The sequence below is a fragment of the Synechococcus sp. PCC 6716 genome (assembly GCF_022570815.1).
GTDB classification, from domain to species: Bacteria; Cyanobacteriota; Cyanobacteriia; order Thermosynechococcales; family Thermosynechococcaceae; genus Thermosynechococcus; species Thermosynechococcus lividus.
In genome coordinates this window covers 117,160-132,102 of sequence record NZ_JAKLTU010000001.1, presented here as the reverse complement: position 1 = coordinate 132,102, position 14,943 = coordinate 117,160, and the positions used below count along the sequence as shown (strand labels likewise).

Below are 14,943 nucleotides of genomic sequence, written 5' to 3'. Positions count from 1 at the left end.
ACGAGGTAGTTGGGGCATGATTGCCGCTTTTCAGTCCCCCGGTGCCATGCTGAATCTGGGGGTAATCTCCCTCCGTTGGTATGGCTTGCTAATTGCCGTTGCTGTTTTTATTGGTATTTGGCTCAGTCAGCGCCTCGCTCGGCAGCGGCAACTGGATCCCGATGTGATTGCCGATTTAGCCATTTGGTTGGTTATCGGTGCTATTCCAGCGGCGCGCCTTTACTACGTTGCGTTTAACTGGGCTTATTACCAAGAACACCTTGATCAAGTAGTTCAGATTTGGCGCGGTGGGATTGCCATTCACGGTGCCATCTTGGGGGGAATGGCAGCAATGGCCTTATTTACTTACTGGCGACGGCTCTCCTTCTGGCAAATAGGGGATGTCATTGTCCCCTCTTTGATTTTGGGGCAAGCCATTGGCCGCTGGGGCAATTTTTTTAACTCCGAAGCTTTTGGTGCCCCCACAGATTTACCGTGGAAACTGTACATTCCTGCCCACCACCGCCCGCCGGGGTTACTGGCAGAGGCCTATTACCATCCGACGTTTCTCTACGAATCCCTCTGGAACCTAGCGGTATTTGCCCTGCTGCTGTGGTTGTTTGGCCAGCCCCGCTACCAAAAGCCAGGCACGCTGCTGCTGACCTACGCTATTGCCTACAGCCTTGGCCGCTTTTGGATTGAAGGCTTACGCTTAGATAGCCTGATGCTGGGGCCGCTGCGCATTGCTCAAGTGGTCAGTTTGGCATGGATCGCCCTAGGTGTGTGGGGGTTATTTCGTCTCTACAGCCAAGGAAAAACCTTGCCGGACTGGCAGTCGCATTAGGCGACTACTTCCTCGGCAAAGCTTTGCCAACGCACAAAGTGAAATGGACCTGCTACAGACCCCCAAACGTGTTCATCGGTGTTAGGATCCCGACCGCGATCATGGCTGATAAAGCGATCGCCATCAATTTCAAATGTACTATCCAGATAGGTATCGCGGCCTTTGCGCACCACTTTACAGGCCTTACCGGGTTCTACTTCCCCACGGAAGCTATGCCCAGTCCAGTAGGTGAGCATATTACAACCGCACAGCAACTCTAGGTCATCGGCGCTTAATTGCGCTAAGCGTTGGCGATCGCGGGCGGCGCCGAAAAAGCGCTTCTCGTCCTTAAGCACATAGTTTTTAATGACAATGTGATCCTCAGCGGGCAGAAGTTCCAACACTCGCGTGCGGTAGGGTACCCCCAGCAGATAGTCGTAGGCTTGCTCAACGTACAGCCCAATTCCCTCTAGCACGCCCCTAGGCAACGGTCGCATACATACGCGAATATGGGCATAAAAAGGCGGATTTTCAAAGGCTTGGGCTTGATTGCTAAAATCGGCGGCCATCCAACGGCCAAGGGTCAACACATCGGTGGCGTGGCTCATGCAGCAGCTATCAAGTAACGGTGTCCTTCATTCACAGTAGCCGAATTGGGACTCTTGCTCAACGATCCCGTACTAACCGAATGGGTGCCACTAAGTTGACGGCAATTACTTCAAAGCGATACTGAGGAGTCAGTGCGTGGGTTTCCTAGATTCCGTCCATATACAACAGCATATCTAAGACTTCATCTACGATCGCGTCGACCACCGTTTCTATGCCTGCCAAGTTAGATAGATCTGCCTGTACCCATTCGCCTACCGGAGCCGAAGTGSGGGACACCGCCAATAGGCGATCGCACTGATCCACCAAATGGCCTGCAACCGCAAGTCCAATACCGCGACTTGCAGCCGCCACCAAAACCGTCTTAAAAGGAAAAAGGTAAAAGGAAAAAGTAAATGAAGGATATACGGGAAAGGGCGTTTGAGCTTGCAGTGCGGATTGTAAAGGTCTGTCAGTTTTTGGATGAACAGCCAGGGGGGGTAGAACGTTGGGTAAACAACTGATCCGGTCTGGTACTTCGATTGGTGTCAACCTAGAAGAAGCACAGGCAGGGCAAAGTAGGGCAGATTTCATTAGTAAAAATGCGATCGCCCTCAAAGAAGCCCGTGAAACCCACTACATAGTCAAATACCGCATGGGCAGAGACTCCGGGGATGATGATTGATGAAAGTCCGTGATGTACTCAAACGATTAGAAGCCGATGGTTGGTATCAAATCCGAATGCGCGGTAGCCATCGAATTCTTGCCCATGAAACAAAGTCAGGGATCGTGGTTGTTCCGGGCAAACCTAGAGACGACATACCGAAAGGCACATTAGCATCGATTTGGAAATAAGCTCAATTGGAGGATCGACCATGAAAGAGTATGCAGTCATTTACGAACAAGGCGAAACAAACTGGGGCGCAATGGTTCCCGACTTGCCAGGTTGCGTGAGTATTGGAGACACCTTTGAAGAAGTTCAGGAAAATATTAAAGAGGCAATTGAACTTTACCTTGAGGTTTTGCAAGAACGCGGGGAAACTATTCCAGAACCAACGACTAAAGTTGGCTTAGTTGCAGTCGCTGCATGAGTGCCTTTGCCAAACCCTACGGTTTCACCGACGAAGCACAAGGGTGACCTCATCAACGACGACATCAAGTACCGCATGGGTCGCGATCGCAAAAGGTAAAAGTAAATGAAGGATATACGGGAAAGGGCGTTTGAGTTTGCAGTGCGGATTGTGAAGGTCTGTCAGTTTTTGGATGAACAGCTAGGGGTGGGTAGAACGTTGGGTAAACAACTGATCCGGTCTGGTACTTCGATTGGTGCCAACCTAGAAGAAGCACAGGCAGGGCAAAGTAGAGCCGATTTTATTAGTATTTTATTAGTAAAAATGCGATCGCCCTCAAAGAAGCCCGTGAAACTCACTACTGGCTCAGACTTTTTTTTTGAGCCGACAAAGGTTTCCAACTCATCGAGTTTTGCTACCTCAGGACTTGCTTCAGGGTCATTAGCATTCGGCAACTATATTATGCAATGCCCCTTGGACGCGCCTAATACCCACAAAGGTAGTTAGTTACACCGGACGCTGGCGAACATAACACAGGCCGCAAACTCCCCAAGAGTGTAACTCAGTGGCTGGGGTGGGACACTGACACACTGGGCAGGTGCCGAGCGATCGCGATCGCTGTTGTACTTGCTGTTGCCAACGCTGAAACGCCTCTTGAGGTGTTTTGGCCGGATTCTGCAGTTTTGGCAAGGTAGTGGCTCGTTGCAACGGAGTAGTGGTTGCAGGGGGGGCAGGGCGTGGCGCCGACCAGTAGCGATGGGAAAAGCGAATATCCTGAAGCTCAATGCCAAGGGTGTGCTGAATCTTGGCTAAGAGTTGCGATCGCAAAAATGTGAGGTGGTGTGCCCAGGTACTGCTGGCTACTGCCACCGTCAGGATTCCCTGTGCGTTCAGATTAACCGGAAATGACTGTTGCGCAATCATTTCACCAGCAATATGAGGCCACTGCTCAAGTAATCGCAAAAAATGCTGCGGCTGCTGCCATTCGCTTGTCTGCCCTAGGCGATCGAGAAGAGTGGCTAAAGAAGAGTAAGCCATCGTTGAGGAGCAAGATAGGGGTCACCACAATTTTAGGCGGTGGGCAGCGGGATCACCATCAGGGGGCAATGGCCGTTGGCAGGACTAGGCCGGTTTCTAGAGGCTATTCCTTGCTTGACAGGTGATAAAAGACAGTGATAATGATAATCAAGAAATAGCCACAGCATGAGTATAGTCAGGGTGTGGTTGAAAAAAGGAACTGTGTGGGGAAGTGAGGTAAGTTATGAGTCGGAAGACATCAATTTTCTTAGCGCCTACTGTCGCAGCCAGTTTGCTGGTTACTGGGGCAGGTAGTCTTGCGCAACCCCAATCGTTCCTGAACCGTGGTCAAGGTCTTACAGAGCTAGAGCAGTTTGCCCCTAATAGCCACCGCATGGGACAAGTTACTTCAGTGTCGCAACTGTCCGATGTGCGACCCACCGATTGGGCGTATCAGGCACTAGCATCATTAGTGGAAAAATATGGCTGTATTGCCGGTTATCCCGATGGCAGCTTTCGCGGCAACCGCGCCGTGACCCGTTTTGAAATGGCTGCCGCCTTAAATGCCTGTTTAGATGTTGTGAGCGATCGCCTTGCCACCAAAGAAGAGCTAGCCACGCTACAGCGACTCGCCGAAGAATTTAGCACAGAGCTAGCCACGCTGCGGGGTCGCATAGATAACGTTGAGGGACGCATTGCCAACCTAGAAGCCACCCAATTTTCTACGACCACTAAACTATCGGTGGATGCGGTCATGGCCTTCCAAGCAGGGGGGAACACCGGTAGCGTCTTTGATCCTGTGACTGGAACCGTACTGACGGGGGGAGGGTATAACCCCACGGTTATTAGTCGGGTTGACATTAACCTGAATACCAGTTTTCGTGGCACTGATCAATTGACAACGACTCTACAAACTGGTAACGGCGGTCTAGATGCGATTGCTGCCAGTGGTGTGGGGGTTGGTGGCTTTGTTAATGCTGGTGCGGTTGACTATTTCGGTGCTGGCCCTGCTCTCAATTTTTACCGTCTCTACTATAGTTTTCAGCCCACGGAACATTTAACCATTGGGGCGGGCCCTCTCTTTTATCCCAGTGACATTATTGATGGCAATAGTTATGCAAATGATTCGTTCAGTGACTTTAGCTCCGGTTTCTTTATCAACAACCGTCTGATTGTTCCTTTTCCTGTGGATGGACCGGGTGGTGCAGGCGGCAGCATTGTCTGGAATCCTGGGGGAGGCTCCTTTACATTGCGCGGTGTTTACGTTGCAGCAACCGCTGGGGCACCCACGAATGCGATCGCCGCTGGAATTGCTGGTGCGCCGGTGAACGGTGGGCTGTTTGGGGATCCTTACCAAGGCAGCATTGAGTTGGAGTACGCGCGCACCTTTGGCGCAAATGAGCAAAATAATGTTGCGGTGCGGTTACAGTACACGAACTCTTCTACCCTCAATATTTCCCAAAATGCAGGGGGGCTAAACGTCGAGTTAACCTTAGGCAGGTTTGGCCTGTTTGGTCGCTATGGCTACTCAGGGGTCAAGCTCTACGGCGCAGGGGCAACGATTTTGGGACTGGGCCCCTTTGCCGTCGATCCGGGGGTCTTTGTCATCCCAGCAGGTGGACAGGTAAATACAACCGCACAAACCTGGATGGCAGGGCTTGCCTATCGGGATCTATTCACAGAAGGTACCTTATTGGCTGGGGCAGTGGGTCAACCCTTTATTAACTCGCTTGGCTCAGTGCCGGGCATCAATGACTCAACCCAGACGAACTACGAACTTTTCTTCCGCTACCCCCTCAGTGATAACATTGCTGTCACGCCAGTGTTCATGGCGATCACGAATGCCAACAACAGTTCAACCAATAGCCCAATTTTGCAAGGGTTAATTCGTACTACGTTCAGTTTCTAAGCCTCTGTTTGGGGGAGGTTCACTTTCCCTCTAAGGATGGGGCTGAGGTCGCGATCGCCACCGGCGCAGGGGGAGACTGCTGTACAAAGCGAACAAAATTTTCCAGTATTTTTAGACCGATGGCACCCGATTTTTCGGGGTGGAATTGACAGGCAACTACATTCTTGTGGGCGATCGCTGCTGTCACCGTTTGCTGACCGTGCTGGACAGTCGCGGCCACCAATTGTGGAGCGGCCGGCACAACAACGTAGGAGTGAACAAAGTAAACCCACGGCCGGGGGGGTAACCCCTGCCACAGGGGGGCATCCGATTGCTTCAGAGTGAGTTGATTCCAGCCCATGTGAGGAATCGTCAGGTTGGGTTCCGACTGCAACCGCTTCACCGCACCCGCAAACACGCCTAATCCTGCGGCTGTACCTTCTTCGCTATACTCAAACAAAACTTGCAGCCCCAAACAAATACCTAAAAAAGGCATCCCCTTAGCAATGACTTCATGGATAACGGTTACTAGCCCCCGTTCCTGTAAACGAGCCATTGCGGGATCAAAGGCACCCACTCCCGGTAAAACGACAGCATCCGCACTCAAGATGTCAGCGGCGCGATCGCTGACAATGGGCGTAGCGCCAACCACATCAAGGGCTTTAGCCACGGAATGGAGATTCCCCATGTCATAGTCAATAATAGCGATCGTGGCAGAAGTCACAAGCGTTCTCTCTCAAAATAGGTCAGCTTAGGATACGCCTCTCTAGTGTAAATTACCTCACACCAAACACTGGAGCGCCTAGGAATGGATCATGAATGACGCACTAGTAACGCTACTAACAGATTTCGGCAATACGGATGTCTATGTTGGGGTTATGAAGGGAACAATGCTGGCAGTGAATCCTCGGGTACGATGGGTCGATCTCAGCCATCAGGTGCCGCCTCAGGACTGCCGCACTGGTGGGTTTCAACTGTTGCAGGCACTGCCCTATTTTCCACCCCAAACGGTTCATCTGGTTGTTATTGATCCGGGGGTGGGCACGTCGCGGCGGGCGATCGCCCTCAAGCTAGGGATAGGATACTGCGTCGGCCCCGATAATGGAGTATTTACCCACGTTTTGCACCGCTACCCTGTTGAAATCGCGGTGGAGCTGAATCGCCCCCAGTTCTGGCGTCATCCCAACCCTAGTGCCACATTCCATGGCCGCGATATTTTTGCTCCCGTGGCAGCACATCTGGCAGCCGGTGTTCCTTTACTGACCCTAGGTACCCCCCTTGACCCCAACAGTCTCATGCGCTTACCCCAGCTTGACTATCAAGTGACCCCAGAGGGAGTGCGGGGCTGGGTACAGGCCATTGACCACTTTGGCAATGTCATTACCACCCTACCTGCAGCGCTACTCCATGGCTGCCAAGGGGTTGTTGAAATTGCCGGACACCGGGTTGCCTTGGTTAATACCTACGGCGATCGCCCTCCCGGTTCCTGCCTTGCATTGGTAGGCAGTCACGGTTTCATTGAAGTGGCGGTCAATGGTGGCAGTGCCGAAAAGGTTCTGGGTTGTCGGAATGGTGACACCGTTTGCTTGCTCTAGCGATGGATGCACTCCCCCACCGCAGATGGGGAATCGCAGTTAAGGGGACTTGCTCAAAACCGTCTTCGAGGCCATACGGGTGCGCTTGCGAGCAGACTCACTCAGAGCGGACTGTTGCTGTAGTTCAGTGGCCGATTCCTGTAGCACCTTTGCTGCTTCAGTATCCCCCATTTGCAGGGCAGTTTTAGCTGCACTTTGCAAGAAGGTGGCCGCACCGGCGGTGTCACCAGACTGTAATTTGGTTTCTGCAATCTGGGTTTTACGGTATTTCTCGACCGTAAAAATACTTTGCTGCACCTGGGGATCAACCGTTGGGGTATGGTCGGCTACCGCCTCGAGGGTAAGGGGAATCCGCTCAGATAGTAGGCCAGACTGCTGACGCACGGGATCGTCGTAGCGTACCTGAACCGCCCCAATGACGTGGGTACCCAGCGGTAGGGGTTGGGTATAGAGGGTAATCAAGAGGGTACGCTTAATGGTGGCCGATAAATCTCCCACACGAATCGTGTACTGATCGGCACCGTGGGTTTCGTAGCTAAGTTCAATCGTGTCGGGAGCGACTTGGGTCACGGGTTTGAAATCTGCCAGTTGGGTGAGGGTGCTCAGGGTTAGTACAACATGGGCATTGGTGAAGTCCACAGTACTAATGTGCTGAAAGAGGGATTGGAAACTGGCGATCGCCTGTTCAGCGTATTCAATAAAAACCAGCCGACCTCTAGCCGCATCGGCAATTTGCTCAAGAACATCCTGATTCCAATGAACCCCAAACCCCAAGGTGTTCAGGGTGATGTTGTACTCTGCAGCCAGTTTAGCTAAATCTAAACAGCGCTTATTATCGCCGTGCTCATTCTCGCCATCCGTGAGTAAAAATGCTTGGGAAATCGTGCCCTGTTTCCCCTGAGCCAGTTGCTCTAAACCCAACTTCATTCCATGATCAATGGCCGTACCACCATTGGCTTCGAGGGTAGCAATTTTAGCTTTGATGGTCTCTTTATCCCGCACAACTTGGTTGGGCACCAGCACCTTAGCGTGGTGATCAAAGGCAACCACCGCAAGGCGATCGCCGGCCACCAGGCGATCCACCAACGATTGAGCAGCGCGTTTAACCATTGCTAGGGGGTCGCCCGCCATCGAGCCACTGTGATCCAAAATCAGGCAGAGATTGAGGGGGGCGCGTTCCTGCTGTTGTCGCTGCGCCGTCAAGGTTAGCTCTAATTGGCGTTGCGCGCCCTGCTGAGCCGAAACAACAGCATCGCTAAGTCTGGCAACCAGTTCAACCGTCATAGCTATTCCTTGTGCAATTTTTTTTCATCAAGCATAGTTTTAACCTAGCGCTCTCCCAAAGGAGAGGGAACAAGAATCTTAGCTCCCTTCTCCCCAGGGAGAAGGGTTGGGGATGAGGGCAATTCATAGCCACATTCAGGAACACCCAATAGCGGTAGTTCACCTGCGCTACATATCCTATGGTACGTTCTTGGAGAATCCTACCTCGACGTACCAGGGCAGATGTGATAAACATCATGTCCGACAAGTGAGAACTGCCACTCCGCTGTATTGTGGCTCTTCCTAAGATAAGGAGTATCAACACAAAAGGCTTGAGCCAGCAGTGTTGATAGCACTCTCTCACCAGCAACTAAGGTTACACCCATGTTCAAGAACACTAGCTTACTACTTGCCTGCCTAGCAACCGTTGTGGTACCAACCTTAAGCAAGGCAGTTCCTGCCCCCTCTACCATTGCACCGACCGGTTCAACACCAGCACAATTCAATGTTCCCAATAATATCCAAGTTAACCCTACGATTATGGGTAAAATTGATAAGCCCCCTTCTGTATCCTGCAACGACTTAATAGTTGGGATGACGAAATACCCACACACGCCCGGAGACTTCCCCCAACAAGAGGGCAGCACTGCCGTTCTCAGCAATGCAACTCGCACCAGTTGTACCTACAAGATCCAAGTTCCTAAAGGGTTTCTGGGGGAAAAAGTGTACCTCTGGGGTAACCTGAAAAATCCTTCACCGCTGGTCACGGTTCAGCCAGTGGGCTGGAATAACCCTCTGCCCATACCGCAGGAGTTGGGCGTTGTACAAGGCTTTAACTTCGTGGTTAAGGAGACCGTCATACATTGACAATGCGGCCAAAACTCTCGGCTTCTAGGCTGGCTCCCCCCACCAAAACGCCATCAATTTCAGGTTGCGCCATAATGGCCTCAATGTTGTTGACATTGACGGAACCACCGTACTGAATGGGAACATCGGCGTTGGTTAGTTTACTACGGATGAGGCCAATCACGCGGTTGGCTTCATTTTCGTTACAGGTCTCTCCGGTTCCGATCGCCCAAATGGGTTCGTAGGCAATCACTAGGTTAGTTTGATCAACCCCTACCAAATCTAAGGCTAACTGATTGAAAATATGCGCCTCGGTTTCGCCAGCATCGCGCTGGGCTTTCGTTTCACCCACGCAGAGAATAGGGGTTAGACCGTGCTTTTGAGCCGCTTTGAGCCGTTGGTTAACGGTGGCATCGGTTTCGCCAAAGTACTGCCGCCGCTCACTATGGCCAATGATGACATAGCGCACTCCTAATTCAACGAGCATCGGAGCGGAAATTTCACCCGTAAAGGCGCCCTGCTCTGCCCAGTGAACGTTCTGGGCACCTAGTTTAACCCGGGTGCCGTGCAGGCTTTTGGAAAGTACACTTAAACTTGTAAACGGAACACACAACACCACGTCGCGATCGCCGGGGGTGTCCGCCAGATAGCCAAGAAACTCTCCCAGAAATGCAATTGCTTCCTGTTGAGTTTTGTGCATTTTCCAATTGCCAGCAAGAACCTTCGGACGCACTCGTAATTGATCTCCCCTGCGAAACAGTTGGCGTATTTAAGCGTACCATACCCACTGTCCCCCTCAGTGTTTCTTGAGGTTGCCTCGGCGAGTTGAAGATGCCCTAAAAGCTGCATTATTTACTCTATTTACTGCCAACAAGGGATGACTAGCCCAACTTATCCCACACTGCCGCCACCCGAGGTGACTGCCGCTTGGATTGAATACGCGGAGTCCGCCGACCTAACTTTACTTGGTAGGTGTCATTCTCGGTAGTGACATAGCCCAACTGCAACAACTCCGCCATGATGGGGGCAACCTCTTCAGAGGGCACGTTAAGCTGCTCAGCAATCTCTGTTAGGGTTAGTGCGCTTTGGCGCCGCATCATCATGGTTAAAATCGTACGCTGGGCATCGGGCAGCATCAGCAAATCAGCGGGGTTTAACCCCACTCCCTGGGTGGAACCATTGCTGAGGTCTTGACTGTCGGTCATGGGGAGGTTCCTCAACGGACGTAGGGCGCCAAAATAGATTTCTGTGATTGCCTGCTCAGCCTAATGTCTAGGCTATCCTAATCTAACAAGTGCTGCACAATACTCCTGATGACCAAGCTATAGGGATGATCAGGGTAACGCAAACAAAAGATGTCGCTACTGCCCAATTGAAACATCTCTTCACAGACGGGGAGCMCCCCTGCCACTGGAACAGAGTAAGTGCTCTCAATTTGTTGCTTCAGGGAGTCTTTGTTGAAGACAGCAGGGACTTTGTTGGCCACTAATACCATTTTAGGCACATCTAATTGCCGCGCAACATCCACGGTTACGGCTGTGCCCTGAAAATCTTGGCGATCGGGGCGCAAAATGAGCACCAGTGCATCGGATACCGTAATGGACAGCAGGGTTTCTTCATTCAGGCCTGGGTGAGTGTCAATCATGAGAAAGTCTAGGTCTAGTCCTTGCAGTAACTGCTGGAACCCATCATTGAGTAACCCTACATCGTAGCCTTCCCGTAGCACCCGCGTAATTTCGCTTGTTTTCAGGCTGGAGGGAATCAAGAAGATGGAGCCTTTATCGGGCTGGTTGTGGGAGGTGAGTAGATGACTGACATCCCGGGCAACATCCGTGATGTCGCAACGCCCCCAAAGGTAATCGTTGAGGGCGTGCTCAGTATCTTCTGATTCCAAGCCAAAGAGAACGTGAATGCCGGGAGACTGAATATCTGTATCTACAATTCCAACGCGATAGCCCAAGATGGCTAGGGAACAGCCGATGTTCGCCGTGGTGTTCGATTTGCCGGTACCACCGCGAAATGAATGCACTGAAATGATATTACCCATTGATTAACCTTGCTACGCACTCTTGTCCAGCGTACCATCGCTGTTCTTGGTCTATTTGGTCTATTTTAGGGTGGTTGCGGCAGTGTCTCGGCGGAAGCTCAGATAAAAATTTTGAGCCGCTGCTCCTAGTGAAACAACGGCTCAGACCCTCGGTAAGATGGTATGGCGAGCTAGGCAAACTGCTGCCACTCGTCTTCTAGCAGGTTGATCAGGTCTTGATTTCCCTGAGTCCGAGCGACATTCAGGCGGTGTTCTAAGCTCTTGAGAATTGCATGGCGGTGAGTTTCAGCAATGGGATCGCGAGCGCGCTGACGAGCGGGCAGGATGGGAGCCTCCATCGCTGCGGCAGCGGCCACTGGTTCACCATTCGTTTGGTACACCACGCCACGCCAGCAAAGGGTGTGATTGGGCTGGGGCACTACACTCGCAGCTTTGTAGCCGACCCATTGCGCTCCACGATAGCGGCCTGTTGCTCCGGATTCAACGACAGTAGCCCGATGATCACTCACTTGATAGTTAACACCACGATATGTTAGTTGCATAATTAAAAACAAAGCTCCTAGGTGAAGGAAAGGGTGGGTCGCCTCAACAGCGGACATTACAAAAGGATTGTAATTTTAGAGAAGAGCCTTGTCCAGACTTTCTGTATCTTATTATACGGTTTTCTGAAAACCCATGCCAGTTGCTGGACTTTTGTAATAAATCTTCAGATCGTTGATATGAATGTTGATATGGATAAAAGGATAGCTGCGCCATTGTGAATACCGTAGAGTCTCTCGTTGATGATTGGTCTGGGCAGTTGCGTCCCGGGCAGCGAGAGATTGCCCAATGGCGAGGCGGGTTGCTGGCAGTTTCGGCGGTGCCGGGGGCAGGTAAGTCCCATGGGATGGCGGTTGGAGCGGCGATCGCCATTGCACGACAGCGGTTAAACCAGCAGCAACAGTTGGTTGTGGTGACCTACAGCCGTTCGGCAGCGGCCAGCATTAAGGTGCGAATTCGCCACTATTTGAACCAGATGGGCTTACCCCGCACTGGCTTTAGTGTGCAAACCCTGCACAGCCTAGCCTTAAAGATTGCTATGGGTGCACCAAACTGGCGCGGAAGTGCCGAGAACTTGCTTTCTGAGTATGAACAGCAGCGCTTGTGTCGTCGTTGCGTGGATCAATGGGCGCGATCGCATCCTGACCAGATGCAGCACCTCATTCAGGGGATGGATACACAGCCGCCTATCCACAGCGAGCAACTGACCCGCCGCCATGCGTTGATCAGCAGTATCCTGACAAGTTTTACTAAAACCGTGGTCACTAGTGCCCGCAGTGCCTTTCTTCCGCCAGCAGAGCTACGCCAGTTGAGCCACCATCCGGCTATTGCAGCTGACCCTTACCCCTTTTTAGAGATTGCCGCAGACCTTTTAGAGCTATACCAGCACCAACTCTACGAACGGGAGCAAATTGACTACGATGAAATGATCTTAGCGGCGGTTCAATGCCTAGACGCAAATGCCAGCTACCGGCAGGAGTGGCAGCAGCGAGTCTATGCCGTCTTTGAGGACGAAGCCCAAGACTCGACACCGTTGCAGTCCCGCTTGCTGCGGTTATTGGCGACTGATGTTATGGATGACCGTATCGTTAATGTTGTGCGGGTGGGCGACCCCAACCAAGCCATTAACTCCACCTTTACGGCTGCGGATCCGCTCTTTTTTAACGCGTTCTGCGATGAGTGTGCGCAGCAGAACGCATTTTATACGATGACTCAGGCGGGGCGCTGTACCCCTTTGGTGATCAAAGCAGCCAATTACCTAGTGGAATGGGCTAACCACACCTATGCACAGACGGAGCCGCCGTTCCGGCCTCAAGATATTCAACCGGTGCCCCCTGGGGATCCACAGCCTGATGCCAACCCGCCCGCATGGGGGCAGGGGGTAGAACTTGTTTACCCCAAAACAATCTTTGAGACGGCGCACGAATTGGCGGTGCGAATTGCTAGGGTCTTTGAGGCACACCCCAAGGCCACGGTGGCGATTTTAGTCCGCCAAAACAAGCAAGGGCACTTTTTAGCAGACCTGTTGCGATCGCCCGCTGACTTTGGCCTGAACCACAATCTGCCCTCTCTTGGCATTACTATCTTCGATGTTGCTGGTGTTGAGCGGCGCTCCCATATCCCCGAAGAACTATTTCACATTCTCCAGTTTCTCTACTGTCCCTATTCTCCCGATAGGGTTAAAAATGCCCTGACCGTTCTGGTGGAGCGGGGGGTGGTGCCACCCCAAAACCTAGATCGCTTAGCAGCCCAGCCGGAAGTGTTCCTGTACCCGGGGCCTTTGGATCCACCGGCAACCGCAGAGGCGGTGCAGGCACAACATTTTTGCCATGGTTTGTTACAGGCTCGCTTACAGCTATCGCTTTTTCCGTTGATTGCCTACTGTGCCCAGCGCCTTGGGTATGATGCTGCGGAGTTGGCAACCACCGATCGCCTCATTTACTACCTCAGTCAATCGCAGGAACCACAGCTTTGGGAGCGGTTGGCACCCATTTGGCAGGGAATTGTTGCGGAGAACACCTTTGAACCGGTGGATATGGAAGACCTCCACAGTCGCTACGTTCGCCCCGCTCAAGTGACTATTTTGACGATGCACAAAGCCAAAGGCCTAGATTGGGATGCGGTGTTTGTACCCTTTTTGCAAGCAAAGAATCTGCCCGGAGACCTATGGGTTCCGGCTAACGCTCGCTTTCTTGGGGAGGTGGACTTTATTGCTGTGACCCGCGCCCAAATTCGTGCCCATTCCCATGGTCAACCGATTCCCAATTATCAAGAGGCATGGCGAAACGCAGCGGCGGCAAAGACCGCTGAAGAATATCGCCTGCTGTATGTTGCCATCACCCGCGCGAAGCGGCTGCTTTGGCTTGCGGCAGCTCAGCAAGCGCCGTTTTGGCCTAGCTTTGACTGGCATCACCACTACGAACTACAACCTCAAGCTCCCTGTCCTTTTTTACCCGCTTTACAACAGCAGTTGGCTAAATGGTTATCTCCTATTCGCGGCGATCGCTAAAGGAATCGCGCCCCGGTAAGCGTTCCATGGCCGCCAGCACTGCCCGTTGTGCCGCCAAAATATCCCGCTCTGCCCCCCCCAAAAACAAGCGCCCAAAACTTCCCACCGCCGAAATTTGCAGAATGTTAATCAGCGCCGCCTTTTCCGCTTCGTTCGCAGCAAGGGCGGCATAGGCCGCAGGCTCCACCTCAAACACATAGAGGGTTTGCCCTGCCAAGATCATATTTCCTCGGCGCGATCGATTAATGAGTTGGGTGTGGTGGGCATCAATATTACGGATCACCTGACTGGAAATCACCCGTGGCCGCAAACAGTCCTGTATTCGCGCCCCCATCGCCTGCAAAATCGCATCGCCAGCAGCCCGCACCTCCCCTTGGTTACCGGAGTGCACCTCCAATAAGCCGTAGAGCCGCTCAATAAAGAGCACTCCCGGGCGTACCACCGCCGCCTTCAGCGCAATATCCAACAGACGGTTCACATCAATCCCTGGAGAAATCTCCACCCACAGGGAGCAGTCCCCAGGCAACGGCAAAAATCCCTGTGCCACGGTGCCCAGATAGGCTGCATGCTGCGGTTGTAGTGAATCAAGGTAAACGTAGCTGCGTAGATCAACGCCCAAAGCAGTATGTCCTGAGTACAACAAAATCAGCTTAACTGCACACTGCGTAAATGTCTCCTAGGGTAGCCTTTCGTTGAACGGCGGCAGATCACCTTGAACTCAGCACCAGTAGCTTTCGTCCGTCCGCTGCATTGGGGTTGTTGGAATGCTGGCTGTAACCCA

19 protein-coding genes are annotated in these 14,943 nt (G+C 52.4%); 9 read left to right on the top strand and 10 right to left on the bottom strand.

Features of this window, described 5'->3' with window-relative positions; translation table 11 throughout:
- The first annotated feature begins 16 nt into the window (after positions 1-16).
- Complete coding sequence (lgt, locus tag L5220_RS00665) at positions 17-823, top strand: prolipoprotein diacylglyceryl transferase (RefSeq protein WP_448514806.1); 807 nt, start codon at positions 17-19, stop codon at positions 821-823.
- On the opposite strand, the gene L5220_RS00660 is transcribed toward lgt, so the two are convergent.
- Both L5220_RS00660 and L5220_RS00655 read right to left on the bottom strand, forming a co-directional pair.
- Complete coding sequence (locus L5220_RS00660) at positions 820-1,410, bottom strand: chromophore lyase CpcT/CpeT (protein WP_448524456.1); 591 nt, start codon at positions 1,408-1,410, stop codon at positions 820-822. The genes lgt and L5220_RS00660 overlap by 4 nt on opposite strands.
- 145 nt (positions 1,411-1,555) lie before the next feature.
- Positions 1,556-1,762: a hypothetical protein gene (locus L5220_RS00655; RefSeq protein WP_499570980.1), complete on the bottom strand. Its 207-nt coding sequence runs from the start codon at positions 1,760-1,762 to the stop codon at positions 1,556-1,558.
- Between the two features lie 133 nt (positions 1,763-1,895).
- Here L5220_RS00655 and L5220_RS00650 point away from each other — a divergent pair, with 133 nt between their 5' ends.
- From L5220_RS00650 to L5220_RS00635, 4 genes are all read left to right on the top strand, one after another.
- Positions 1,896-2,072, top strand: a complete 177-nt coding sequence (locus L5220_RS00650; RefSeq protein ID WP_499570978.1) for a four helix bundle protein — start codon at positions 1,896-1,898, stop codon at positions 2,070-2,072.
- The gene (locus L5220_RS00645; RefSeq protein WP_499570976.1) at positions 2,072-2,242 is read left to right on the top strand and encodes a type II toxin-antitoxin system HicA family toxin; all 171 of its coding nucleotides are present in this window, start codon (positions 2,072-2,074) and stop codon (positions 2,240-2,242) included. Before L5220_RS00650 ends, L5220_RS00645 begins: the two co-directional genes overlap by 1 nt.
- A gap of 20 nt (positions 2,243-2,262) precedes the next feature.
- On the top strand, positions 2,263-2,478 hold the full coding sequence (locus tag L5220_RS00640; protein WP_448514801.1) for a type II toxin-antitoxin system HicB family antitoxin: 216 nt from the start codon (positions 2,263-2,265) through the stop codon (positions 2,476-2,478).
- A 105-nt stretch (positions 2,479-2,583) separates the two neighbouring features.
- Positions 2,584-2,964, top strand: a complete 381-nt coding sequence (locus tag L5220_RS00635; RefSeq protein WP_499570974.1) for a four helix bundle protein — start codon at positions 2,584-2,586, stop codon at positions 2,962-2,964.
- On the opposite strand, the gene L5220_RS00630 is transcribed toward L5220_RS00635, so the two are convergent.
- Positions 2,965-3,495, bottom strand: a complete 531-nt coding sequence (locus L5220_RS00630; RefSeq protein ID WP_448514884.1) for a DciA family protein — start codon at positions 3,493-3,495, stop codon at positions 2,965-2,967. It abuts the gene before it with no gap.
- A 223-nt stretch (positions 3,496-3,718) separates the two neighbouring features.
- Here L5220_RS00630 and L5220_RS00625 point away from each other — a divergent pair, with 223 nt between their 5' ends.
- The gene (locus L5220_RS00625; RefSeq protein WP_499570972.1) at positions 3,719-5,383 is read left to right on the top strand and encodes an iron uptake porin; all 1,665 of its coding nucleotides are present in this window, start codon (positions 3,719-3,721) and stop codon (positions 5,381-5,383) included.
- Positions 5,384-5,402: 19 nt separating this feature from the next.
- On the opposite strand, the gene hisH is transcribed toward L5220_RS00625, so the two are convergent.
- Positions 5,403-6,086 (bottom strand): imidazole glycerol phosphate synthase subunit HisH, encoded by a 684-nt coding sequence (gene hisH / locus L5220_RS00620; RefSeq protein ID WP_499570970.1) that lies wholly within the window; start codon positions 6,084-6,086, stop codon positions 5,403-5,405.
- A 91-nt stretch (positions 6,087-6,177) separates the two neighbouring features.
- Between hisH and L5220_RS00615 the strand changes: the two genes are divergently transcribed.
- Positions 6,178-6,957, top strand: coding sequence for an SAM hydrolase/SAM-dependent halogenase family protein (locus tag L5220_RS00615; protein WP_499499870.1), 780 nt, complete (start codon positions 6,178-6,180; stop codon positions 6,955-6,957).
- Positions 6,958-6,996: 39 nt separating this feature from the next.
- Here the strand turns inward: L5220_RS00615 and L5220_RS00610 are convergent, their stop codons facing one another.
- A complete protein-coding gene (locus L5220_RS00610) occupies positions 6,997-8,241 on the bottom strand; it encodes a vWA domain-containing protein (RefSeq protein ID WP_499570968.1) in 1,245 nt (414 codons plus the stop codon).
- Positions 8,242-8,604: 363 nt separating this feature from the next.
- On the opposite strand from L5220_RS00610, the gene L5220_RS00605 reads away from it, so the two are divergent.
- Complete coding sequence (locus L5220_RS00605; protein WP_499570966.1) at positions 8,605-9,087, top strand: hypothetical protein; 483 nt, start codon at positions 8,605-8,607, stop codon at positions 9,085-9,087.
- Here L5220_RS00605 and tpiA read toward each other — a convergent pair.
- The 4 genes from tpiA to pirA form a co-directional block, all read right to left on the bottom strand.
- Positions 9,077-9,799: a triose-phosphate isomerase gene (tpiA, locus tag L5220_RS00600; protein WP_099798681.1), complete on the bottom strand. Its 723-nt coding sequence runs from the start codon at positions 9,797-9,799 to the stop codon at positions 9,077-9,079. The two genes, L5220_RS00605 and tpiA, sit on opposite strands and share 11 nt — an antisense overlap.
- A 148-nt stretch (positions 9,800-9,947) precedes the next feature.
- Positions 9,948-10,271, bottom strand: coding sequence for a helix-turn-helix domain-containing protein (locus L5220_RS00595; RefSeq protein WP_499570964.1), 324 nt, complete (start codon positions 10,269-10,271; stop codon positions 9,948-9,950).
- A 77-nt stretch (positions 10,272-10,348) separates the two neighbouring features.
- Complete coding sequence (locus L5220_RS00590; RefSeq protein ID WP_499570962.1) at positions 10,349-11,113, bottom strand: MinD/ParA family ATP-binding protein; 765 nt, start codon at positions 11,111-11,113, stop codon at positions 10,349-10,351.
- Between the two features lie 170 nt (positions 11,114-11,283).
- Positions 11,284-11,655: an arginine synthesis PII-interacting regulator PirA gene (pirA, locus tag L5220_RS00585; RefSeq protein ID WP_099798684.1), complete on the bottom strand. Its 372-nt coding sequence runs from the start codon at positions 11,653-11,655 to the stop codon at positions 11,284-11,286.
- 215 nt (positions 11,656-11,870) lie between these two features.
- Between pirA and L5220_RS00580 the strand changes: the two genes are divergently transcribed.
- Positions 11,871-14,162 carry an ATP-dependent helicase gene (locus L5220_RS00580; protein WP_499570960.1) on the top strand — a complete coding sequence of 764 codons (2,292 nt, stop codon included), beginning with the start codon at positions 11,871-11,873 and terminating at the stop codon, positions 14,160-14,162.
- Here L5220_RS00580 and ccmP read toward each other — a convergent pair.
- The gene (ccmP, locus tag L5220_RS00575) at positions 14,143-14,781 is read right to left on the bottom strand and encodes a beta-carboxysome protein CcmP (RefSeq protein ID WP_448514911.1); all 639 of its coding nucleotides are present in this window, start codon (positions 14,779-14,781) and stop codon (positions 14,143-14,145) included. The genes L5220_RS00580 and ccmP overlap by 20 nt on opposite strands.
- Positions 14,782-14,943 lie beyond the last annotated feature (162 nt).

Bases quoted from the DNA above. Each gene is read 5' to 3' on its own strand.
- lgt (WP_448514806.1), top strand. From the start codon at position 17: ATGATTGCCGCTTTTCAGTCCCCCGGTGCCATGCTGAATCTGGGGGTA.
- L5220_RS00660 (WP_448524456.1), bottom strand. From the start codon at position 1,410: ATGAGCCACGCCACCGATGTGTTGACCCTTGGCCGTTGGATGGCCGCC.
- L5220_RS00645 (WP_499570976.1), top strand. From the start codon at position 2,072: ATGAAAGTCCGTGATGTACTCAAACGATTAGAAGCCGATGGTTGGTAT.
- L5220_RS00640 (WP_448514801.1), top strand. From the start codon at position 2,263: ATGAAAGAGTATGCAGTCATTTACGAACAAGGCGAAACAAACTGGGGC.
- L5220_RS00635 (WP_499570974.1), top strand. From the start codon at position 2,584: ATGAAGGATATACGGGAAAGGGCGTTTGAGTTTGCAGTGCGGATTGTG.
- L5220_RS00630 (WP_448514884.1), bottom strand. From the start codon at position 3,495: ATGGCTTACTCTTCTTTAGCCACTCTTCTCGATCGCCTAGGGCAGACA.
- L5220_RS00625 (WP_499570972.1), top strand. From the start codon at position 3,719: ATGAGTCGGAAGACATCAATTTTCTTAGCGCCTACTGTCGCAGCCAGT.
- L5220_RS00615 (WP_499499870.1), top strand. From the start codon at position 6,178: ATGAATGACGCACTAGTAACGCTACTAACAGATTTCGGCAATACGGAT.
- L5220_RS00610 (WP_499570968.1), bottom strand. From the start codon at position 8,241: ATGACGGTTGAACTGGTTGCCAGACTTAGCGATGCTGTTGTTTCGGCT.
- L5220_RS00605 (WP_499570966.1), top strand. From the start codon at position 8,605: ATGTTCAAGAACACTAGCTTACTACTTGCCTGCCTAGCAACCGTTGTG.
- L5220_RS00595 (WP_499570964.1), bottom strand. From the start codon at position 10,271: ATGACCGACAGTCAAGACCTCAGCAATGGTTCCACCCAGGGAGTGGGG.
- pirA (WP_099798684.1), bottom strand. From the start codon at position 11,655: ATGCAACTAACATATCGTGGTGTTAACTATCAAGTGAGTGATCATCGG.